The sequence below is a fragment of the Limnochorda pilosa genome (assembly GCF_001544015.1).
Taxonomy (GTDB): domain Bacteria; phylum Bacillota; class Limnochordia; order Limnochordales; family Limnochordaceae; genus Limnochorda; species Limnochorda pilosa.
The window spans coordinates 832,767-853,977 of the sequence record NZ_AP014924.1; the positions used below are offsets into that span (position 1 = coordinate 832,767).

The window sequence follows — 21,211 nt, forward strand, 5'->3', positions numbered from 1 at the left end:
CGCCCGGCCGCTCCGCCGGGGAGGGAGCCGCGGCCCGATCGTGGAAGCTCCTGCCGGGAGGGCCCGCCCGTGGGACGGGGCGGGTGTCCGGTGCGGAAGGACCGGGGACGGGGGTGGACCGGAGTGGACGACGTGACGATCCCCGCGGGGGACGGGGCATGGAGCAGGCCGCTGGTGGAGGCGGTGGCCCGGCTGCGGGGGTTGCTCCAGGAGCCCGATCGGGCCGGGCGCTGGCAGCGGCACCTGGAGCAGCAGGCGGACGGTTTCGCGCAGATGGAGGCCGCGGTCCTGGAGGGGGAGCCACTCACCGTGCGTGCGCCCCTGCCGGGGTTCGAGGACCGCGCCGCTGCCGGAGCCCCCGAACCCGGCGCGCTCCCGGCGAGCGGCAGCCCACACGGGCCGGGCGCGCCCCCGGGTCCCGTGCAGGAGCTGGGGGTGGTGCAGCTCCGGGACGCCCTCTGCCGCGGGGCCGTCTCGGCCCGGCAGGTGACCCAGGCCTACCTGGAGGCCTCTGAGCCCGGGGCGCCCGCCGCCGGCCTCAACGCCTTCACCTCCCGCTTCGTGGATGGGGCCCTGAAGGAGGCCGAGGCGGCCGACGAGCGGCTCCGCGCCCAGGGGGCACCCGGGGAGGGGGGCGGTCTGCTGGGCGTGCCGCTGGCGGTGAAGGACCTGATGGAGATCGGCGGATACGGCACCACGGGGGGATCCGCAAGCGTGGTGGCCGAGCGGCAAGGAGACCGGTCGGCACGCCCCGAGGCCGCCGCGGTGGCCCGCCTGCGGCAGGCGGGGGCGGTGGTGCTGGGCGCCACCAACCTGCACGAGCTGGCCTACGGCATCACCAGCGAGAACCCCCACTTCGGATGGGTGGGCAACCCCCTCCTGACGGGGCACACCCCGGGCGGCTCCAGCGGAGGATCGGCGGCGGCGGTGGCCGCGGGCCTGGCCGCGGCGGCCCTGGGGACCGATACGGGCGGGTCCGTCCGCATCCCCGCCGCGGCCTGCGGCGTGGTGGGGCTGAAGCCTACCTACGGCCGGGTGCCGCGGACGGGCGTGCTGCCCCTGGGCTTCACCCTGGACCACGTGGGGCCCATCGCCCGCCGGGTGGAGGACGCGGCTGCCCTCCTGGAGGTGCTGGCAGGCCCCGACGGCCGGGATTCGACCTGCACCGGCGGACCCGTGAGCGGTCTGGTGGACGCCCTGGTGGGAGACCGGGGCCAGCGTCTTCCCACCTGGCGGGTGGCGTGGCTGGCCGGAGCGTTCGTGGAGGCGGTGGAACCCGAGGTGGCGCACGCCGTGGCCCGGGTCGCAGGGTTGCTTCAGGACGAAGGGCTCCAGGTGGGGCGGCTGGAGCTCCCCGAGCTCGCCCGCGCCCCCCTGGCCCAGTTCTTCACCCTGGCGGCCGAGGCGCTCGCGGCCCACTACGAACGGCTGCGCCGCTTCGGCGACCGGATGGGGGAGGACGTCCGCTTCCGGCTGGAGCTGGGCCGCTTCCTGCTGGCCACCGACTACCTGCGGGCGCAGCAGCTCCGCCGGGCCATCCAGGAGGCGGTGCTCGAGGCCTTCCGCCGGTGGGACCTGCTGCTCCTGCCCACCCTGCCGCTCGCGCCGCCCCCCTCGGGAACACGCCAGGTACGGGTGGCGGGGCAGGAGTGGCCCCTGCAGGCGGCGTTCACCCGCCTCACCAGCCCCTTCAACGTGACGGGGCTGCCGGCCCTCACCCTGCCCGCCGGGGAGGGGAGGGGCTGGCCGCCGGCGGTGCAGCTGGTGGCGCCGCCGTGGCAGGAGGAACGGCTCCTGCGGGTGGGGGCCCGCCTGGAGGAGCGGCTCGGGCCCGGCGCACCCTGAGGGCACCCCGGCGGGCCCGTCCCCCGGGCTGGCAGCGGGCACCGGCGCGGGGCTGGACCCCAGGCGGCGAGCGCGGCTCAGATCCACCCCCGCCGGCGGAAGTCCAGGTAGAGGCCGTAGGCGATGGCCGCCATGGCCAGCAGCACCGCCGGGTAGCCCCATCGCCATTCGAGTTCGGGCATGAAGCGGAAGTTCATGCCGTAGAGGCTGGTCACGAAGGTGAGGGGCATGAAGAAGGTGGCCACCACCGTGAGCCTCTCCATCACCAGGTTGGCCCGATTGGCCGCGGCGGTCGCCTCCTGGGAACGCAGGGAGAGGTAGAGCTCGGCCGCGGTGGCCATCCCCTCGTGGAGGGCGGTCAGGCGGTCCTCCAGGCGACGGAGGTGGTCGTCCACGTCGCGGAAGTAAGCGTAGGCCGTCTCCTCCTGGACGGGGCCGCTGGGGCTGGCCAGGGAGCGGATCACGGGCGAGTCCAGCGCGATCCGCCGGCCCAGCGCCTTGAAGCGGCGCCGCAGGGCCAGGATCCGGCGGAGGGTGGTGGCATCGCCCCCGAGGATGCCGTCGTCCAGTCGGTCCACCTCCTCCTCCCAGGCGGCCACCAGGGGCTCCATCTCGTTCACCGTCTCGTCCAGGATGGTGTGGAGGAGGAAGGCCGCCCCTCGGGCCATGGGCTGGGGTTGGGCGGGCAGGCGCTCGCGCAGGCGGTCCAGGTGCGGCGCCGGCTCCAGGTGGGAGGTCACCACGGCGCCGGGGGCGAAGAAGAGGTCGATCTCCAGGAGCTTTACCCCGGGGCGGCCCTGCCTGCCCGACGACGCCAGGCCGTGGAAGATGAGGAACGCGTAACCGGGGTAGGGCTCCAGCTTGGGAAGTTCGCTGGGCAGGGCGCAGTCCTCCACCGCCAGGGGGTGGAAGCCGAAGCCCTCACGCAGCAGGTCGAGCTCAGAGGGCTCTGGCTGGTGGAGGTCCAGCCACAGGAGGCCCTGGCCGTGCCGGTGGGCCTCGAGCACGGCGCCTGTCCCCTCCAGGGGCGTGACGGAGCCTTCCTGCCAGAGCAGAGCGTGCAGCATGGACTCACCTTCCTTAGAGCGGCCCCGGCCGTGGGCCGGGTCCAGAGGTTGGGGGGAGACAGGTGAAAGCACTGGTCGTCTTCGGCACCCGGCCGGAGGCCGTGAAGCTGGCGCCGGTCATCCAGGAGCTGGGCCGGCGCCGCGCCGCGGGAGCGCCCGCCACGGTGCGGGTGGTGGTCACGGGGCAGCACCGGGAGCTGCTGGACGCCATGCTCACCCTCTTCGGCATCCGGCCGGACCGGGACCTGGATATCATGCGCCACGGCCAGGGCCTCACCCAGGTGACCGCCCGGGTGCTGGAAGGGCTCGAGCCCGTCCTGCAGGAGGAGCGCCCCGACTGGGTGGTGGTCCAGGGCGATACCACCTCCGCCTTCGCGGCCGCGCTGGCCGCCTTCTACGCCCGGGTCCCCGTGGCCCATGTGGAGGCGGGCCTGCGCACCTCCACCCTCTGGCTCCCCTACCCGGAGGAGGCGAACCGCCGCCTCATCACGCGCCTGGCGAGCCTGCACCTGGCCGCCACCCCCAGGGCGGCGGCCAACCTGGCGCGGGAGGGGGTGGAGGCCGCCGCTGTCCGCATCACGGGGAACCCGGTGGTGGATGCCCTTCGCCAGATCGCCGCCCTCCCCCTGCGGGCGGTGCCCGACAGGGACCCGGAAGGACCGCAGGGGAACGAGGCGGCTCCGGGCGCTGGAGGGGACGACGCCCTGGCCGTGCCCGCCTGGGCCCTCGCCGCGCTGGAGTGGCTGGGCGAGCCGGGGAGCCTGGGGATCCTCCTCACCTCCCACCGGCGGGAGAACTGGGGCGAGCCCCTGGAGCGGGTCTGCCGGGCGGTGCTGGAGATCCTGCAGGCCGAGCCCCGGGCGCGGGTGCTCTTCCCCTGCCACCCCAACCCGCGGGTGCGGGCGACGGCCCAAGCCCTTCTGGGCGGGCACGAGCGGGTCCGCCTCACCGAGCCCCTGGGCTACCTTCCCTTTCTGAAGGCGATGGAGCGCGCCGTGCTGATCCTCTCCGACTCGGGCGGGGTGCAGGAGGAGGCGCCCGCCTTCGGCCGTCCCGTGCTGGTGCTTCGGGAGGAGACGGAGCGCCCCGAGGCGGTACAGGCAGGCGTGGCCCGGCTGGTGGGCACCGACGTGCGGCGGATCGTGGAGGGTGCTCGGGCGCTGCTGGTGACCGCGCGCCCGGGGGATGCCCTTCCGGGCGTCCCGGCGGATGATGGGAGCCGTGGGCGGCACGGCTTCCCCAACCCCTTCGGTGACGGCCGCGCCTCGGAGCGGATCGCCTCGGCCCTCCTGGGAGAACCCTTCGAGCCCTTCCAGCCTCCTGATCCCCCCGCCGCATAGGTCCTGCCCCTCCAGACCACGCTAGGCGCGGGCGACGGATCCTGCCCGACCAGATCGGGCCGTCGCACCTCGGGGAGCCTGCGGGCTCCCCCGTCAGGGGTGGGACGGGTGCTGACCGAAGCCGATCGAGCCGAGATCGCGGCGGTGGTACAAGAGGCGCTGGCGGGTCGCTCCCAGGAGGTCCTGGAGGGTGGCCCGCAGGCGGCCGGCCATAGGGCCCAACCGGTGGCAGCCAGGCGCCCGGTGCGCGTGGGGCGGCCCCAGGGCGCGGCCGGCCCGGCGGCTGCCGGGCTCGGCCCCGCGGACGGCCTGGCGGAACTGGGTCGCTCCCTGGCCGAGCTCCGCCGGGAATTGAGCGAGAAGCTGGTCCAGGAGAGCCAAGAGCGGCAGCGGTTGTCGGAGCAGGTCGAACAGATCCTCCGGCGAGGCAACGGTGGCCCGAGCAACGGCGGGCCGATGGAGCTCAAGGGATTTCCTCCCGTTGCAGGGGCCACGGGCATGCCGGGTGGAGCCCAGTCCGGTGGAGGGGCCGCAGCGGGGGCCGGAGCGGGCGGGTCCCAGGCCGGGGAGCGTGGCACGGCGGAACCGCAGTGGGCCGAACCCACCCAGGGGACGGGACAGGGGCGCGCAGCCCCCTCGGGTGGGGCGGGCGGCCTCCAGGTGCAGGGGGTGGCCCAGAGGCTGGCCCAGGCCAACTTCGACCTCTCCGAGGCGCTCAACGAGAACCTGCGGAACCTGAAGGAGATCGTGGACCGCTCCCAGGAGCTCGTGGCGCGGATCGAGAACATCCTGCGCCGCCAGGCCAGAGGCCGGCAAGGGGCGTGACGCGTGGATCTCACCCGGCCTCCTGAGGCGGGCAAGATCAGCCCCGGCCAGGTCTGCGGGCTGGTGGTCGCGGTCGTCCTCCCCACCAGCGTGCTCTACGTGCCGTCCTTGAGCGTGGTGGCCGGCCAGGCCCGGCAGGACGGGTGGCTCTCCCTGCTGCTGGCCACCGCAGCGGCCATGGTCGTGCTGGCCGCGGCCTGGCAGGTCTCCATGCGCCACCCGGGGCGGACCCTGGTGCAGATCCTGGGAATCGAGTGGGGGCCCTGGGCGGGTGGGGCGGTTGGGCTGCTCTACTTCGTGGGCATCCTGGTGCACGGTGCCCTGCTGCTGCGGGCCTTCAGCGAGGCGCTGGGCATCACCGTCCTGCCGACGACGCCGGCGCTGGTCATCGCCGGCAGCCAGATCGCCCTCTGCGTCTACGCGGCGCGCCGGGGCGTCGAGGTCCTGGCGCGCATCGGCCAGGTGGCCACGCCCCTGCTGGTCTTCAGCCTCCTCCTGCTCTTCGGCCTGGCGTGGAGCGACTTCCGCCTCGACCGCATCCCGCCTCTCCTCACCACCCAGTCAAGCGCCATCCTTCGGGGAGCCGTCTGGCCCCTGGCCTGGCTCCTTCAGGCGCAGATCCTGATGGAGATCGCCTTTCCCTTCGTGCAGGGCCCGCGGGGTGTGGCAAGACCGTTCTTCTCGGGGCTCGCGATGACCGGCCTGCTCCTTGTCGCCTCCCTGGTGGCGGCCCAGGCCGTCCTGGGGGTGCACATGGCCAGTCACTCGGTGGTGCTGATGCTGAAGCTGGCCCGGGAGGTCCGGCCGATCGAGTTCCTCTCGCGTACGGAGGCGCTCTACCTTGCCTTTTGGCACATGGCGTCCTTCGTGGAGATCACGGCCTTTCTCCACGCAGGCGCCATGGTGGGGAGCGAAGTGCTGGCCCTGCGGGGAGCCCGGGTGCTGGTGGCGCCGGTGGGTCTCCTGATGACCCTGGCCGGCACCTTGCTCTTCCGCACCCTGGGGGACCTGGTGCACTTCACCGAGCAGGTGTTGCCCGTCTACGCCATCCTGCTGGGGGGCGTGATCCCGCTGATCCTGCTCGTCTTCTCCCTGCGGGCCCGCCCGGTGGGAACGTGACGGGTCCGGCAAGGCAAGGGCGCCGCCCCACTGGGCCTGAACGGACGGCGCCTGGAAGCGCGGACGCGGTGGATCGCTCGCGCCAGGCTCAGGAAGCGTTCCGGGAAGCGGAGGCCCGTTCCTCCCCGAGCGAGCTGCACCAGGCCAGCCGGTCCATGCGCGAGATCCTGGCGCGCTACGAGGCCACCCTGGGCCAGGCCGGGGGGGCGCTGGGCCGGGGGCAGCGGCTCCAGCTGCTCATGACGGGCATCGAGGAGCTTCAGGAGCTGCCCCTGGGGTTCTCCCTGGACGAGAACCTGGGGGGCCTGCGCGCGCTCTTCCGGCGGGCCTCGGACTGGGTGCTCCGCCGCTTCCGCCTGGCGGGCGGGCGCGAGGCAGCAGTCGTCTACATCGACGGCATGGTGGAGATGGCCTGGATCGATGATCACCTGGTGAAGCCCCTGATGTACGACGCCTTCCCCATGCGGACGGGAGGCGTGACGGAGTCGGTCCAGGCCCTCGTGAACCACCACGCCCTCGCCGTCTCCCAGGTGAAGGAGGCCCGCACCCTGGGGGAGGTGGCGAACGCCGTCCTCGACGGCGACACCGCCCTCCTGGTGGACGGCGAGGCGACGGCGCTGGTGGCCAGCCATCGGGGCTGGAAGCAGCGGGGCATCAGCGAGTCGACCGCGGAGGCGGTGATCCGGGGCCCGCGAGAGGCCTTCGTGGAGGTCCTCCGCACCAACACCTCCATGCTCCGCCGCCGGCTGAAGACCCCCTGCCTCAAGCTCGAGGCCCTCACCCTGGGCACCTACACCCGCACGGACGTGGTCATCGCCTACCTGGACCGGATCGCCCCCGATGCGATGGTTCAGGAGGTCCGGAGCCGGGTCCAGCGGATCCAGATCGACGGGGTGCTGGAGAGCGAGTACCTGGAGGAGCTGATCCGGGACGAGCCCTTCTCCCTCTTCCCCGTGGTGCGGTCTACCGAGCGGCCCGACGTGGTGGCCGCCGAGCTCCTGGAGGGGCGGGTGGCCATCCTCACCGCCAACACGCCGTACGCCCTGATCGTTCCGGCGCCGTTCTGGAGCTTCTTCCAGGCGCCGGAGGACTACTACCATAACCCCTTCGTCTCAGGCGCCCTGCGCCTCCTGCGGCTGGCCTTCATGTTCTTGGCCCTCATGCTGCCTTCGCTCTACGTGGCGGTGACCACGTTCCACGCGGACATGCTGCCCACGAGCCTCCTCATCACCCTGGCAGCCGCCCGGGAGGGGGTGCCTTTCCCGGCCTTCCTGGAAGCGCTGATGATGGAGGTCATGTTCGAGGTCTTGCGAGAGGCGGGTCTGCGGCTGCCCCAGCAGGTGGGGCAGGCGGTGAGCATCGTGGGGGCGCTGGTGATCGGTCAGGCGGCGGTGAGCGCGGGGATCGTCTCCGCGCCCATGGTGATCCTGGTGGCCATCACCGGCATCGCCTCGTTCACGACGCCCACCTACGAGATGGCGCTCGCCATTCGTTTCCTTCGCTTCCCCGTGCTGGTCCTGGGGGGCATGCTGGGCCTCTACGGCCTGGGGCTCGCGGTGCTGGCCATCCTGGTGCACCTGGCGGACCTGCGGAGCTTCGGTGTCCCCTACCTCTTCCCCCTGGCGCCCCTGCAGCCGGGGGCGTTGGCCGACGTCTTGGTCCGGCGGCCCCAGTGGAGCGACCTCTTCCGCCCCCGGATGACCGCCGGTTCCAACGTGCAGCGCGCGGCCCAGGGGATGCGCCCGGCGCCGCCTACGGACCCCGCCGCCTTGACCGACCCGCCCCTTCCCAGCAAGCCGTCGACTGACGCCGGGGCGGGATCGCAGGAACGCGAACCGCAGGAGCAGGGCCGGGGGGGATCCGGGTGAGGCGGCTGCTACCCTTCGTGCTGGTGGCCCTCCTGGCCGGGGGCTGTTGGGACCGCCTGGAGGTGAACGACCTTGCCCTGGCCACCGGGATGGCGGTGGACGTGGGCGACGCACTCCCTTACCGGTTGAGCATCCAGGTGATCCTGCCCAGGCAGGTAGGGGGACCCGCCGGGTCCGGAATGGGCGGGGGCGGGGGTGGCGGGCTGGCGGAGGGGCAGACGGTGGCCCTCTTCAGCAAGGAGGGCCGCTCCCTCACCGAAGCCCTGGCCAGCCTGCAGCAGGAGCTCTCACGGCGGATCCGCCTCGGCCACACCGGCTTCATCGTGCTGGGTGAGAAGCTCGCCAGGCGCGGCATCGCCGACGTGATCGGCCTCTTCGCCACCAACCGCGACGTGCGCCTGCGCACCCCTGTCCTGGTGACGGAAGGGGAGGGCCTGGCGGTCCTTCGGGCCCAACCGGCGCTGGAATCGGTTCCCGGGGTGGTGGTGGAGGAGCTGCAGGACTTCGGCCTGCTGCCCAGGGCGACGGTGGGCACCCTCGCGGACCAGCTCGGGCGGGAAGGGGTGGAGCCGATCACGGCCCGGCTGGCGGCCGTGCCCGCCCTCAGGCCGTCCGCCACCGAGGGTGGCGGTGGGGGAGGGGGCGGCGGAGGAGGCCCCTCGCCCATTCGGCAGGAACTGCGCCTGACGGGGGCCGCCCTGTTCAAGGGCGACCGGTTGGTGGGATTCGTGGGGCCCCAGGAGGCCCGGGCCATCCTCTGGGTGAAGAACCAGATCAGGGAGGCGAACATCACCGCCTTCCCGCCCGAGGGGGGCGCGGTGACGGCCCGGGTGATCCGGGCGGTGACCAAGCTCGACGTGCGGATGACGCCGGCGGGTCCCGAGGCCGTGCTGAAGGTGAGGGGCATCGACGACGTCGCGGAGAACAGCGCCCGGCTGGACCTGACGGACACGGTGGTGGTGCGGCGGGTGGAGAGCCTCCTGGAGCGCACCTTGGCGGCCCGCATCCGGCGAGGCGTCGAGGCCGCCCAGAGGCTGAACGCGGACGTGCTGGGTTTCGGCTTCGCCCTCTACAAGAGCGACCCCGAGGGCTGGCGGGAGCGGTGGTCGAAGGAGTGGGACCAGCTCTTCCCCCAGGTGCGGTTCCGGCCTCAGGTGGACCTGGAGGTGCGCCGCATCGGGCTGGTGCCTGAGCCCGTGAACGAGCCCGAGGTGCCCTTCAGGCACTACCCGGCCGGCGAGCCGGGCCAGGTTCCCGAGGGGGCTTCGGACCTGCCGCCGGGCGGGGGGCCGCCCCGTGATTAGCGCCGCGCTCTTCACGCTGGGCGTAGCGGTCTACGCGTACTGGGAGGGGGCCCCCCTCTGGCGGAACGGGTACCAGCGGGAGGCCGTGGCCGGCTGGGCCCTCTGGTTCGTGGGCCTGGTTCTGGGGAACCTTCTCATCCTCCTGGACCCACCGCCCGACCTGGCCCCTTTCCTGGACCGGATCTTTGATCCTGTGGGACGGCTGCTGACCGGGGGGTAGCCTCGGGCTCGCCCTGGCGCAGCTCCCGGAAGGAAGTGCCGGGCGCAGGGAGGAAGATAGGGTGCCGGGCGGGGAGAGCGGCGGGCCCCTGGGCCATCCCGGGCCGACGCGCTCTCGAGGTCGGGCTCCCCGGGAGGTTGACGGATGAGCTGGTTGGGGTGGATCGTGAGCCTGCTGGCGACGGCGGTCCTGGTTCGAAGCCTGGTGGAGCCCCGCTGGCCCCGGGTGGAGCGCCGGCGCCTGGACGGGGGCGGGCGCCCGGGGCGACCGATGCGGCCGCGGCCGGCACGGGGCGCACCCCTGCCGATCCGGGGCCCACCCTGCGCATCCTTCACCTGTCGGACCTCCACCTGAGGGGCCTCGGGGGTCGGGAGCGGCGCGTGCTCCGGTCCGCCGCCCGCCTGGCTCCGGACCTGATCTGCCTCACCGGCGACCTTGCCGAAGGCGCCCGGGGCCACGAGGCCCTGCGTGCCTGGGCGGCTCAGATCGCCAGCGTGGCCCCCACCTTCGCGGTGCTGGGCGACCACGACTTCCTGCTCCAGCCGGCCGACCGGGCACGCCTGGAGGCCGCCCTCCGCCGGGCGGGGGTGCACCTGTTGCGCAACCGCTCGTCGTGGGTGAGCGGACCCGGGTGGCGGGTCTGGGTGGTGGGGGTGGACGATGCCCGGAAGGGTGTGGCGGACCTGGCCCGGGCCATGAGGGGCGACGCCGCCCGGGCCGCCCAGAACGGGGTTCCGCACCAGGGAAGCGAGGTGCGCCTGCTTCTCTCCCACTGGCCCGGCACGGCGCCGGAGGCGGCGGAGAAGGGCTTCCACCTGGTGCTGGCGGGCGACACCCACGGCGGCCAGGTGAACCTGCCGTGGTTGGGCCCCGTGTGGGCGTGGATGAAGGAGCGCTCTCCCTACCTGGACGGGGTCTACCACCTGGGAGGAACCTGGCTCCACGTCAGCCGGGGGCTGGGCTGGAGCCATCTCCCGGTGCGCTTCCGCTGCCGCCCCCAGGTGGCCCTGCTGGAGCTGCCGCTTGGGCCGGTTCCGGTTGCGGAGCACCCGCCGGAGACCGCCGTGGAACCCCTGGCGGGGCCGGCGGTGGCGGGAGAGCCCTTGGCAGCCAGGACCAGAAGGGCATAGAAGAGGCCGTCCAACCCCCGGCCCACCAGGCTCTCGCGTAGGGGCCCCTCGGCCAGCCGCCGCGCCGCGGCGCACAGGACGAGGTAGGCCACGGCCCGGCTGGCCGGTCCCCTGCTCCCCCCGCCGGCGAGCCTGCCCTGCGTTGACAGGAGTCCAGGACGTAAGTAGAATCGAAACTAACACGCTTTGCCACATCATCGTCCCAGGAGGGAAGCCTGTGTCCGCCTTTCGCACCAAGAGCGGCGGCCTCGTCCCGTTCGTCTCGGCGCTCCTGGTCACCTTGGCCCTGTCCCTGGCCGGCTCCGCCCCCGCGGGAGCCGCGCCCCAGTACGTGCTCAAGCTAGCGAACGCGGTGGACGCGGCCCATCCCTACAACGTGGGCGCCCGGGAGTTCGCGGAGAAGGTGGCTCAGCGGAGCGGCGGCCGCGTCCGTATCGACCTCTTCCCCAGCGGGCAGCTGGGGCCGGGCGAGCGGGAGGAAGTGGAGGCTCTCCAGTTCGGCGCCATCGACATCGTCGTGACGGGTACGGCCGTGCTGGCCAACTTCCTGCCCGACTTCCAGGTGATGGACCTGCCCTTCCTCTTCCGGGACTACGACCACGTGGACGCGGTGCTGGACGGCTCCGTGGGCCGGGAGCTGCTGGACCGGCTCAACTCCGCCGGACTGGGCATGGTGGGCCTCGCCCTCTGGGAGCAGGGTTTCCGGCACCTCACCAACAGCCGCCGGCCCGTGAACAGCCCCGCCGATGTCCGGGGCCTCAAGATCCGGGTGCAGGAGAACCCGATCCACGTGGACTCCTTCAACGCCCTGGGCGCCCAGGCCACCCCCATGTCCTGGGGTGAGGTCTACACGGCCCTGGAGCAGGGGGTCATCGACGGCCAGGAGAACCCCATCCCGGTGCTCACCAGCCACCGGATCTACGAGGTGCAGAAGCACGCGGCGCTCACGGGGCACTTCTACGCGCCGGCCCTCGTCCTCATCAACCAGCGGCTCCTGGAGGGCATGCCCCAGGACCTGCAGCAGGTGCTGGTGGAGACGGCCCGGGAGGTCTCCCGGAGCGAGCGGGAGGCGGCCCGGCAGATGGAGCGGGACCAAGTGGCCGAGTTGGAGAGGCTGGGCATGCAGTTCACCCGGCCCGACAAGGCGCCCTTCCGGCAGGCCATGGCGCCCGTCTACGACAAGTACCGGCCCCGCTTCGGCGATCTGATCGACCGCATCCTCCGGGCGGGGGAGTAGGGCGGCGTGGGGAGGGCCCTGCGCGAAGGGCGCCCGCTCGGGTTGCCGTCGGCGCGCCGGGCGGGCGTCGCCGCCGGGCGCGCCCTGGATCGGTTGAGCGCCGGCCTCGACGGGGCGGCCCGGTGGGGGGCGGCCCTGCTGGTGGCCGTGATGAGCACGGCCCTCCTCGCGCAGGTGCTCTTCCGGTTCGTCCTGGAACGCCCGCTCTCCTGGTCTGAGGAGCTGGCCCGCTACAGCTTCGTCTGGCTCTCGCTCCTGGGGGCGTCGAGCGCCCTCAGGGCGGGGCTCCACCCGGGCATGGACCTGCTGGTGGCCCGGCTGCCGGACCGGGCGCGGCGCGTGGCGTGCTTGCTGGCCAATCTCGCCACCGGCTGGTTGCTCTGGCTCCTCCTGGACCAGGGGCTCGCCCTGGCCCGCCTCAACATGCGCCAGCTCTCGCCGGCGATGCGCATCCCCATGGGCATCCCCTATGGAGCGATCCCCGCGGCCAGCTTCATCATGCTGGTTCACCTGGCGGCCAGCCTCCTTCGTCCGGCACGTCCCCCCAGCCTGCCCGAGGGCGGGACCGAGGGCGACTCCGAGAGCGGGCAAGGGGAGAGCCCCGGAGGCGGGGAGGACGGCCGCCACGAGGGGGTGGGGCCCGCATGACCTGGCTCCTGGTAGGCTCCTTCGCCGGGTTCCTGGCGATGGGGGTGCCCATCGCCTTCGTCATCGGGCTGAGCTCCGTCCTCTTCTTCCTGGTCCAGGGGCGGGTGCCGCTGGCCATCGTGGTGCAGCGGCTCTTCTCCGCCACCGACTCCTTCCAGCTCATGGCCATCCCGCTCTTCATCCTGGCCGGGGCGCTCATGAACGCCGGGGGGCTGAGCCAGCGCCTGGTGGAGCTGTCCCGGGTGCTGGTGGGATGGCTGCGGGGCGGGCTCGCCCAGATCAGCGTCGTCACCAGCATCTTCTTCTCGGGGATCTCGGGAGCCGCCGCCGCCGACGCCTCCGCGGTGGGCTCCATCATGCTCCCGGCCATGGAGCGCGCCGGCTACCGCAAGGCCTTCGGAGCGGCGGTGGTGGCCGGTTCCTCCCTCATCGGGCCCATCATCCCGCCTTCGATCCCCATGATCCTCTACGGGGTGAGCGCGGGCGCCTCCATCTCGGCCCTCTTCCTGGCCGGGGCGATCCCGGGTTTGCTGTTGGGCCTCGCACAGATGGGGGTGGCCTACGCGGTCGCGGTGCGCGACGGCTACCCCCGGGAACGCCGGGCCACCCTGGTCGAGCTGGCGGCGGGCGTGCGGGGCGGGTTGCTGGCCGCGCTGATGCCGGCCATCATCCTGGGGGGGATCCTGGGCGGCGTCTTCACCCCCACCGAGGCTGCGGCGGTAGCCGTCTTGTACGCGCTGGTCGTGGGCGGTCTGGTCTACCGGGAGCTCTCGGTCCGGGACCTGCCCCGGATCCTCTGGGAGACGGCGATCACCACGGGCGTGGTGATGCTCATGATCGGCACCACCGACAGCCTGGGGTGGATCATGGCCGCCGAGCGGATCCCCCAGCAGCTGGCGGGCTGGCTCCTGTCGATCTCGGCGGAGCCCTGGGTGGTGCTGCTGCTCATCAACGCGGCGCTGCTCCTCATCGGGATTCCCCTGGAGCCCGCACCCGCCCTCCTCATCCTGGTGCCGGTGCTGCTGCCCCTGGCCCGCGAGCTGGGGGTGGATCCCATCCACCTCGGCGTGGTGATGGTGCTCAACCTGGTCATCGGCCTGGTGACCCCGCCCGTGGGCGCCTCCCTCTTCGTGGTCTCCTCCATCGGGCGGGTGCCGCTCGGCGACCTCTCCCGGGCGCTGGTGCCCTTCATTCTGGCCTCGATCGCGATCCTGCTCCTGGTGACCTACGTGCCGGCCCTCTCCCTCTGGCTGCCGGCGCTGGCGCGGTGAGGGCTGCAGGTGGTCGCCCGGTGAGGAGAGCCCGGCCAGGGCTGGCAGGGAATTCTCGCTAGAACCCCATGGCCAGGCCGTCCTTTCGGGGATCGGATCCGGCTATGTAAACGCCCTGGCCGGCGTCCCGCCAGATGATCTGGCCCCCGCCGAAGCCGAAGAGGCCCATGTCGGCGGCCAGGGTGTGGCCCCGCCGGGCCAGGTCCTCCCGGGCCTCGGCGGGGATGCCGGGCTCCAGGGCCACCCGCCCGTCGGGCAGGAGGTGGACCCGGGGCGCGTCCAGGGCGGCCTGGGGATCGAGGCGGTGGTCCAGCAGGCTGAGGAGCACCTGCAGGTGGCCCTGAGGCTGCATGTCGCCGCCCATGACGCCGAGGGCGGCCAGGGGCTCCCCCGCCTCGGTGGAGAGGAAGGCCGGGATGATGGTGTGAAAGGGGCGCTTGCCGGGCCCCACCTGGTTGGGATGGCCCTCTTCCAGCGTGAAGCCTGCCCCCCGGTTCTGGAGGGCGATGCCGGTGCCCGGCACGACCACCCCTGAGCCGAAGCCCATGTAGTTGGACTGGATGAAGGAGACCATCCTGCCCTCGGCGTCGGCGGTGCAGAGGTAGACGGTGTCTCCGGTGCCGGGGCGACCGGACGCGATCTGGGGGTTCCGGTGCTCACCCAGCAGGCGTCGACGCTCGTCCAGGTAGCCCGCTTCCAGCAGGCGGCTGGCCGGGACCCGCGTGACCGTGGGGTCGGCCACGTGGGCGTAGGCATCGGCAAAGGCGGCCCGCAGGGCCTCCACCAGGAGGTGGAGCCTCCGCCCGGCGAGGAGCTCGGACCCCAGGTCCAGTGGGTCCAGGAGGCCCAGGGCCTCCAGGGCCACCACGCCCTGTCCGTTGGGCGGCAGTTCCCACAGCCGGTAGCCCCGGCGGCTCATCCCCAGGGGCTCCACCCACTCGGGCTCGTGGTCCGCCAGGTCCTCCTGGGCCAGGAGGCCTCCCTGGGCCTCGGCGTGGGCCACCATGCGCGAGGCCAGCTCGCCCCGGTAGAAGGCCTCGCCCTCGCTCTCCCCGATGCTCCGAAGGGTTTCGGCCTGCTCCGGGAGACGGAAGAGCTCGCCGGCCCGGGGCGCCCGCCCGCCGGGGAGGAAGGCGGCCCGAAAGTCCTCCCGGGCGCCGAAGCGACGCTCGGCGAACTGCCAGGCCCGAGCGGTGAGGGGCGGCACCGGGTGGCCCTCCTCAGCGAAGCGGATGGCCGGCTGGAAGAGGCGGCGGAAGGAGAGGCGGCCGAAGCGCCGGGAGAGGGCCACCCAGCCGGAAACCGCCCCGGGCACCGTCACCGGGAGCCAGCCGTCGATGGGCATGACGGAGAAACCGGCCTCTCGCACCAGCTGGGCGGTGAGGCGCCTGGGGCTGCGCCCGGAGGCGTTGAGACCGTGGAGGCGGGTGCCGTCCCAGACGAGCGCAAAGGCGTCGGAGCCCAGCCCGTTGGAGGTGGGCTCCACCACCGTCAGGGCGGCGGCGGTGGCGATGGCCGCGTCCACCGCGTTGCCTCCCTCGCGCAGGACCTCGAGCCCCGCGGCCACCGCCAGCGGGTGGCTGGTGGCCACCATGCCGTGCCGGGCCATCACCGGCGAGCGGCGGGACGGGAAGGGCGAGCCGTAGTCGAAGGGCTGCATGGATCAGGCCTCCTTGGGTCCTGAGGGAGATCACCTTCCGCTTCAGGAGCACAGACCTGGCGGAGCTCAGGGTCCCCCCGGAAGGCACCTCCTCCGTTCCATGATAACCCATCCAGCCGACCGGCGTCGGCCGAAAGAGCGCCCACAGCCCCAAGGGTTCCGGGTCGACCGCGCCTGCCCCGGCCCGCGGGTCCCGGCAGGCGGGGACATTTCACCCTGGGTTGGTCGGCCAGGATGGGAGATAATGGGACTGGGTGGCACCATCATCAAGGAGCGGGGAGGGGACGCGTGATGGCGGAGCGTCTACTGGAGGGGAAGGCCGGCCTGGTGACCGGGGGTTCCTCGGGCATCGGCAGGGCGACCGCGCTCGCGATGGCTCGCGAGGGCGCCCGGGTGGCGGTGGCGGACGTAGCGGTCGAGGGCGGCGAGGAGACCGTTCGGATGATGACCCAAGCGGGCGGAGACGCCGTCTTTATCCGCACCGACGTCTCTCGCGACTCGGACGTGGCCGCCCTGGTGCGCAGCACCGTGGACCGTTTCGGTCGCCTGGACGTGGCCGTGAACAACGCGGGCATCGAGGGGACCCTCGCACCACTGGCCGAGTATCCTGAGGAGATGTTCGACCGGGTCGTGGCCGTCAACCTGAAAGGCGTCTGGCTCTGCATGAAGCACGAGATCCCGGAACTCCTCGAGCAGGGCGGAGGCGCCATCGTCAACATGGCCTCCATCCTGGGTCTGGTGGCCTTCCCCAACGCCGCGGCCTACACGGCGGCCAAGCACGGGGTGGTGGGTCTCACCCGGGTGGCGGCGGTGGAGTACGCCGCCCGTGGGATCCGGGTGAACGCCGTCTGCCCCGGCTTCATCGAGACTCCCATGGTGATGGAGCGGGGTGTGGCGGCAGGCCGGCAGCGGGAGACCTACGAGAAGATCGCCGGACTGCACCCCATCGGCCGCCTGGGGAAGCCCGAGGAGATCGCCGGCATGGTGGTGGCCCTCCTGTCGGACCGGGCCTCCTTCGTCACCGGCGCCGTCTTGCCCGTGGATGGGGCCCTGACGGCCCAATGAGACAGAGGGCCCACCCAGGGACGGAGGACGCGGACCTTGGGCGGATCCTGGCCTCGGGGCCGGACCGCTCTCAGGCCCGCTCAGGCAGGAGCGCCACCGCCCGCCACGGAAGATGGGTAGCGGGTCATCAAGGGGCCCGCGTGCCGCGGCGAGCGGGCCCGTGGGAGGGCGGGGCGCGTGAACTTCGAGCTGAGCGAGGACCAGCGAGCCATCCAGCAGATGGTGCGGGAGTTCGCCCAGGGCGAGCTGATGCCCCGGGTGCGGGACCTGGACCGGGAGGAGCGCTTCGATCCCTGGGTGCTGAAGCGGATGGGCGAGCTGGGGATCCTGGGGCTCTGCTTGCCCCGGAAGTACCAGGGCGGCGGGATGGACTACCTGAGCCTGGGGCTCGCCTGCGAAGAGCTGGAGTACGTGGACTCCGCCTTCCGGGAGATCCTGTCGGTCCACACGGCCCTGGTGGGGCTCACCCTCATGCAGTGGGCTACCCTTGAGCAGAAGGAACGCTTCCTGGTCCCCATGGCCACGGGGGCCAAGATCGCGGCCTTCGGGCTCACCGAGCCGGGGGCCGGCTCGGACGTGGCGGCCCTGGAGAGCCGCTACCGGCGGGAGGGCGACGCCTTCCTCCTGAGCGGCGACAAGCTCTGGATCTCCCTGGCCGACGTGGCCGACCTCTTCCTGGTCTTCGCCCGGCGCTCGCCCGGCCGGGATCCCCGGGAGATCAGCGCCTTCCTTGTGGAGCGGGGCAGGCCGGGGCTGGAGACGGAGACCCTCCACCACAAGCTGGGCGTGCGGGCTGGGAACACGGGCGGCATTCACATGCGGGAGGTGCGGGTGCCGGCCGAGAACCTGCTGGGCCAGGAGGGCGAGGGCTTCAAGATCGCCATGTCGGCCCTGGACAACGGCCGGCTCACGGTGGCGGCGGGGGCGACGGGCATGGCTCGGGCCTGCCTGGAAGCGAGCGTCCGCTACGCCAAGGAGCGGGAGACTTTCGGCCGGCCCATCGCCGAGCACCAGCTGGTGCAGCAGATGATCGCCCGCATGGTCGAGGGGTACGAGAGCAGCCGCCTCCTTTACGCCTGGGCGGCGTCGCTCAAGAACCAGGGGAAGCGCTGCACCCGGGAGACGTCGCTCGCCAAGCTCCACGCCTGCGACGCAGGCTTCCAGGCCGCGGCCGACGCGGTGGAGATCCACGGGGCGTACGGCTTCTCCGACGAGTTCCCGGTGAGCCGCCACCTGCGGAACGCGAAGGGTGAGATGATCTACGAGGGCACCCGGGAGATCCACCTGCTCATGCAGGCGGGGTATGCCCTGGGGAGTCGGGAGGACCGCCCGCTCCGGTGCTCCCTGCCGCCCTGGCCCTTCCCCGAGGACGTGGAGGCGGGCCTGGCATGACCGGGGGCGAGTTCCCAAGCGGGGGTTCGGAAGGAGCCGGCCGGAGCATCCGCGGCGGTTCCCCCGGGCCCCTGGCCGGGGTGCGGGTGCTGGACCTCACCCGGGTGCTGGCCGGACCCTACGCGACCATGCTTCTGGCGGACCTGGGCGCCGACGTGGTGAAGGTGGAGCGCCCCGGGACCGGCGACGAGACCCGGGGGTGGGGTCCCCCCTTCGTGGGCGAGACGGCCACCTACTTCCTCAGCGTCAACCGGAACAAGCGGAGCCTTGCCCTGGACCTGGCCCATCCTCGGGGCCGGGAGGTGCTCCACCGGCTGGCCCGCTGGGCGGACGTGGCCGTGGAGAACTTCCGGGTGGGCCACCAGGACCGGCTGGGCTGCAGCTACGAGGAGCTCGCCAGGGAAAACCCGCGGCTTGTCTACTGCTCCATTTCCGGCTTCGGGCAGACGGGCCCTCGCAGGTACGAGCCCGGCTACGACGTGCTGATGCAGGGCTTCGGGGGCCTCATGTCCATCACCGGAAGCCAGGAGGGCGAGCCGGTACGGGTGGGCGTGGCCGTACTGGACCTGGGCACGGGGCTCTACGCGGTGGAGGCGATCCTGGCCGCCCTCTACCACCGGGAGCGGACGGGGCGGGGACAGAGGGTGGAGGTTTCCCTCCTGGACACGGCGGTCACCTGGCTCACCTACGCGGCCCAGAGCTTCCTGGCGACGGGGAAGGAGCCCGGCCGTTACGGCTCCGCCCACCCCAACATCGTGCCGTACCAGGCCTTTCGCGGCTCCGACGGCCGGTCCTTCATCCTCTCGGTGGGGAACGACGCCACCTGGCAGCGCTTCGCCCGCCTCCTGGACCGCCTGGAGGGTACAGACCTGGCGGGAGACGCCGCCTACGCCACCAACGCCAAGCGGGTCGCCCGGAGGGGCGAGCTGGTGGCCGCCCTGGAGGCGCTCTTCGCCCGGCGGCCGGCGGCGGAGTGGCTGGAGCACCTGCAGGGCGAGCAGATTCCCTGTGGGCCCATCCACGACCTGGCGAGCCTCTTCGCCGAGGAGCAGGTGCGGGCCCGGGCACTGGTGCAGGAGGTCCCCTACCCGGAGGCGCTACCCTCCGCCCTGCCTGGGGCTGCGGCCGGGCGGTTGCCGCTCCTGGGGCCCGCTCCCAAGCTCTCCGAGACGCCCGCTGCCGTGCGGACCCCGCCGCCTGCTCTGGGGGAACATACCGACGAGGTCCTGGCCGAGCTGGGGTACGGGCCTGAAGAGATTGCGGAGTTGCGCGGCTCTGGCGAGCTTGGGGGGTGAGAGGTGGGTCCCAGCCGGTGGACGCGCCGGCCATACTGGGGAGGTGACGGTGATCCCGTAGAGGGATCGACCGGGAGCAGCACGAAGCCTTGGGAAACGTCCGTCCGGGAGGGGGATCGGCCATCGGCGAGGCAGGCGAGCTGAACCAGAAGAAGCTGCACGTCCTCTACCAGGTCGGGGCGCACCTGCACCAGAACCCGCTGGCCACCTTCGTTGTCGGGTTGCTGGCGGGGGTGGTCGACCGGGTCCACTTCGTGCGCGAGACGAGGGGGGCGCCCATCGCGATCGAGTTCGCCGTGGGGCGTGCGCAGCTCTGGCCGGCCGGCCCCCTTCGGGTACGGGCCCGCGGCCTGGAAATGGGCGACCCCATGAGCCTGGGGTCGGCCATTGCCCTGGGGACGGATCCCGTCTGCGTCCGTATCCAGGGCAGCGGGCTGGAGGACGACGAGGCGTTCCAGGAGCTCCTGGTGGAGAGCTACGAGGAGGTGGCGGCGGAGGGCGTGACCCCTGAGGAGAAGAGGGAGCACCGGGCCGAGGCGCTCCGCCAGCAAATCGACCAGGCCCTCAAGATCTACCACGAATGCACGGTCATGCTGGAGGAGGGCGACCCGGCCCGGCGCTCGGAGCTCGAATCCTACCTAAAGATCGCTCGCGAGGAGCTCCGCCAGGCAAGCCGGGAGCTTCACGCCCTCGAGGAGGAGCTGGCCCAGGCCGAGCAGCGCTCCTGAGGCCAGCGTCCTCTCGATGAACGTCGTGCACGGAACGAGATGTGCTTTCACGCATCCCGGGGTTCACCCGCCGGAAGGACCCGACATCGTGACGGTTCCCGCCTTCTCACCGATCTCCGGCCCGTTTCGCCCGCAGGTACTGCCTGGGCCAGGGGGCCTCGGCGCCCAGGGCCCGGGCCGCGTCCAGCGGCCAGTAGGGGTGGCGTAGGAGTTCCCTTCCAAGGAGGACCACATCGGCCCGGCCGTTCTGAAGGACCTCCTCGGCCATCTCCGGCGCGGTGATGAGGCCCAGCGCGCTGGTAGGCACCCCGGCCTCCCGGCGGATGCGCTCGGCCGGCTTCAGCTGGTAGCCGGGGTAGTCGGGAGGTCGCACGGGCGCGATGCCGCCCGAGGAGCAGTCGATCAGGTCCACGCCTGCCTGTCCGAGGGCGCGGGCCACCTCCACGGCCTGATCAGGATCGAAGCCGCCGGGGAGGTAGTCGGTGGTGGAGAGGCGGGCGAAGAGGGGCTTCGCTTCGGGCCAAGCCGCCCGCACCCGGCGGACCACGTCCAGGGGGAAGGCCAGGCGGGCTTCCAGCGGGCCGCCCCACCGATCGGAGCGGTGGTTGGCCACGGGCGAGAGGAACTCGTGCAGCAGGTAGCCGTGGGCCGCGTGGATCTCGATCACGTCGAACCCGACCTCGTGTGCCCAGCGAGCCGCCTGCTCGAACGCGGCCGCCACCGCCTGCAGGCCGGCCTCATCCAGCTCCAGCGGGACCCGCCATCCCTCATCGAAGGGGATGGGGCTCGGCCCCACCGGCTCCTGCGGCCCCTGACCTTTCTTGGGCGAGAAGGCCTTCCGGCCTGCGTGGGCGAGTTGGATGCCGCAGGCGGCACCCTGCTCGTGCACGAAGCGGACGATGCGCTGGAGGGCCGGCAGTTGGCGCTCGTGATAGAGACCCAGGTCCTCGGTGCTGATCCGCCCCCGGGGCTCGACGGCCGTGGCCTCCAGGAGGACCAGGCCCGCGCCTCCCACGGCCCGGGTGCCGTAGTGGACGAAGTGCCAGTCGGTGGCGATGCCGTCCCCTCCCGCCGAGTACTGGCACATGGGCGAGACCACGATGCGGTTGCGCAGCGTGACGGACCGCACCGTGTAAGGCGAGAAGAGCATGGACAAGGGATGGATCCACCTCCGCGGACCAGTCTATCGATCCCGCG

18 protein-coding genes are annotated in these 21,211 nt (G+C 72.7%); 15 read left to right on the plus strand and 3 right to left on the minus strand.

The window, feature by feature from the left end; all coding sequences use genetic code 11:
- Window positions 1-69: 69 nt before the first annotated feature.
- Window positions 70-1,845 (plus strand): amidase, encoded by a 1,776-nt coding sequence (locus LIP_RS03725; protein ID WP_144440309.1) that lies wholly within the window; start codon window positions 70-72, stop codon window positions 1,843-1,845.
- 77 nt (window positions 1,846-1,922) lie between these two features.
- On the opposite strand, the gene LIP_RS03730 is transcribed toward LIP_RS03725, so the two are convergent.
- The gene (locus LIP_RS03730) at window positions 1,923-2,912 is read right to left on the minus strand and encodes a magnesium transporter CorA family protein (protein WP_068134517.1); all 990 of its coding nucleotides are present in this window, start codon (window positions 2,910-2,912) and stop codon (window positions 1,923-1,925) included.
- A 62-nt stretch (window positions 2,913-2,974) separates the two neighbouring features.
- On the opposite strand from LIP_RS03730, the gene wecB reads away from it, so the two are divergent.
- The 10 genes from wecB to LIP_RS03785 all read left to right on the plus strand — a co-directional run bounded on the left by wecB (window position 2,975) and on the right by LIP_RS03785 (window position 13,874).
- Window positions 2,975-4,252, plus strand: coding sequence for a non-hydrolyzing UDP-N-acetylglucosamine 2-epimerase (gene wecB, locus LIP_RS03735; protein WP_068134521.1), 1,278 nt, complete (start codon window positions 2,975-2,977; stop codon window positions 4,250-4,252).
- A 108-nt stretch (window positions 4,253-4,360) separates the two neighbouring features.
- Window positions 4,361-5,077, plus strand: coding sequence for a hypothetical protein (locus LIP_RS03740; RefSeq protein ID WP_068134525.1), 717 nt, complete (start codon window positions 4,361-4,363; stop codon window positions 5,075-5,077).
- 3 nt (window positions 5,078-5,080) lie between these two features.
- A complete protein-coding gene (locus tag LIP_RS03745; RefSeq protein ID WP_068134528.1) occupies window positions 5,081-6,196 on the plus strand; it encodes a GerAB/ArcD/ProY family transporter in 1,116 nt (371 codons plus the stop codon).
- A 239-nt stretch (window positions 6,197-6,435) separates the two neighbouring features.
- Window positions 6,436-8,064: a spore germination protein gene (locus LIP_RS03750; RefSeq protein WP_082726561.1), complete on the plus strand. Its 1,629-nt coding sequence runs from the start codon at window positions 6,436-6,438 to the stop codon at window positions 8,062-8,064.
- Window positions 8,061-9,368, plus strand: a complete 1,308-nt coding sequence (locus tag LIP_RS03755; RefSeq protein WP_068134532.1) for a Ger(x)C family spore germination protein — start codon at window positions 8,061-8,063, stop codon at window positions 9,366-9,368. Before LIP_RS03750 ends, LIP_RS03755 begins: the two co-directional genes overlap by 4 nt.
- A complete protein-coding gene (locus LIP_RS03760; RefSeq protein ID WP_068134535.1) occupies window positions 9,361-9,588 on the plus strand; it encodes a hypothetical protein in 228 nt (75 codons plus the stop codon). Before LIP_RS03755 ends, LIP_RS03760 begins: the two co-directional genes overlap by 8 nt.
- 137 nt (window positions 9,589-9,725) lie before the next feature.
- Window positions 9,726-10,718 (plus strand): metallophosphoesterase, encoded by a 993-nt coding sequence (locus LIP_RS19950; RefSeq protein WP_158509545.1) that lies wholly within the window; start codon window positions 9,726-9,728, stop codon window positions 10,716-10,718.
- 217 nt (window positions 10,719-10,935) lie between these two features.
- Window positions 10,936-11,955, plus strand: a complete 1,020-nt coding sequence (locus tag LIP_RS03775) for a TRAP transporter substrate-binding protein (protein WP_068134546.1) — start codon at window positions 10,936-10,938, stop codon at window positions 11,953-11,955.
- 6 nt (window positions 11,956-11,961) lie between these two features.
- Entirely contained in the window at window positions 11,962-12,603 is a 642-nt protein-coding gene (locus LIP_RS03780) for a TRAP transporter small permease (protein WP_144440310.1), read from the plus strand.
- Complete coding sequence (locus LIP_RS03785; protein WP_068134554.1) at window positions 12,600-13,874, plus strand: TRAP transporter large permease; 1,275 nt, start codon at window positions 12,600-12,602, stop codon at window positions 13,872-13,874. The genes LIP_RS03780 and LIP_RS03785 overlap by 4 nt, the downstream gene beginning before the upstream one ends.
- Before the next feature lie 58 nt (window positions 13,875-13,932).
- Here LIP_RS03785 and LIP_RS03790 read toward each other — a convergent pair whose 3' ends face one another.
- Window positions 13,933-15,534: a gamma-glutamyltransferase family protein gene (locus LIP_RS03790; RefSeq protein WP_068134558.1), complete on the minus strand. Its 1,602-nt coding sequence runs from the start codon at window positions 15,532-15,534 to the stop codon at window positions 13,933-13,935.
- A 291-nt stretch (window positions 15,535-15,825) separates the two neighbouring features.
- On the opposite strand from LIP_RS03790, the gene LIP_RS03795 reads away from it, so the two are divergent.
- The 4 genes from LIP_RS03795 to LIP_RS03810 all read left to right on the plus strand — a co-directional run bounded on the left by LIP_RS03795 (window position 15,826) and on the right by LIP_RS03810 (window position 20,014).
- Window positions 15,826-16,599: an SDR family oxidoreductase gene (locus LIP_RS03795; RefSeq protein ID WP_068134561.1), complete on the plus strand. Its 774-nt coding sequence runs from the start codon at window positions 15,826-15,828 to the stop codon at window positions 16,597-16,599.
- A gap of 177 nt (window positions 16,600-16,776) precedes the next feature.
- On the plus strand, window positions 16,777-17,991 hold the full coding sequence (locus LIP_RS03800) for an acyl-CoA dehydrogenase family protein (RefSeq protein ID WP_068134565.1): 1,215 nt from the start codon (window positions 16,777-16,779) through the stop codon (window positions 17,989-17,991).
- The gene (locus LIP_RS03805) at window positions 17,988-19,286 is read left to right on the plus strand and encodes a CaiB/BaiF CoA transferase family protein (RefSeq protein WP_082725819.1); all 1,299 of its coding nucleotides are present in this window, start codon (window positions 17,988-17,990) and stop codon (window positions 19,284-19,286) included. Before LIP_RS03800 ends, LIP_RS03805 begins: the two co-directional genes overlap by 4 nt.
- A gap of 89 nt (window positions 19,287-19,375) precedes the next feature.
- On the plus strand, window positions 19,376-20,014 hold the full coding sequence (locus LIP_RS03810) for a hypothetical protein (protein ID WP_068134567.1): 639 nt from the start codon (window positions 19,376-19,378) through the stop codon (window positions 20,012-20,014).
- A 106-nt stretch (window positions 20,015-20,120) separates the two neighbouring features.
- Here the strand turns inward: LIP_RS03810 and LIP_RS03815 are convergent, their stop codons facing one another.
- Window positions 20,121-21,164, minus strand: coding sequence for an NADH:flavin oxidoreductase/NADH oxidase (locus LIP_RS03815; RefSeq protein WP_082726562.1), 1,044 nt, complete (start codon window positions 21,162-21,164; stop codon window positions 20,121-20,123).
- Window positions 21,165-21,211: the final 47 nt, after the last annotated feature.

Bases quoted from the DNA above. Each gene is read 5' to 3' on its own strand.
- LIP_RS03730 (WP_068134517.1), bottom strand. From the start codon at position 2,912: ATGCTGCACGCTCTGCTCTGGCAGGAAGGCTCCGTCACGCCCCTGGAG.
- LIP_RS03750 (WP_082726561.1), top strand. From the start codon at position 6,436: ATGACGGGCATCGAGGAGCTTCAGGAGCTGCCCCTGGGGTTCTCCCTG.
- LIP_RS03785 (WP_068134554.1), top strand. From the start codon at position 12,600: ATGACCTGGCTCCTGGTAGGCTCCTTCGCCGGGTTCCTGGCGATGGGG.
- LIP_RS03790 (WP_068134558.1), bottom strand. From the start codon at position 15,534: ATGCAGCCCTTCGACTACGGCTCGCCCTTCCCGTCCCGCCGCTCGCCG.
- LIP_RS03795 (WP_068134561.1), top strand. From the start codon at position 15,826: ATGGCGGAGCGTCTACTGGAGGGGAAGGCCGGCCTGGTGACCGGGGGT.
- LIP_RS03805 (WP_082725819.1), top strand. From the start codon at position 17,988: ATGACCGGGGGCGAGTTCCCAAGCGGGGGTTCGGAAGGAGCCGGCCGG.
- LIP_RS03815 (WP_082726562.1), bottom strand. From the start codon at position 21,164: ATGCTCTTCTCGCCTTACACGGTGCGGTCCGTCACGCTGCGCAACCGC.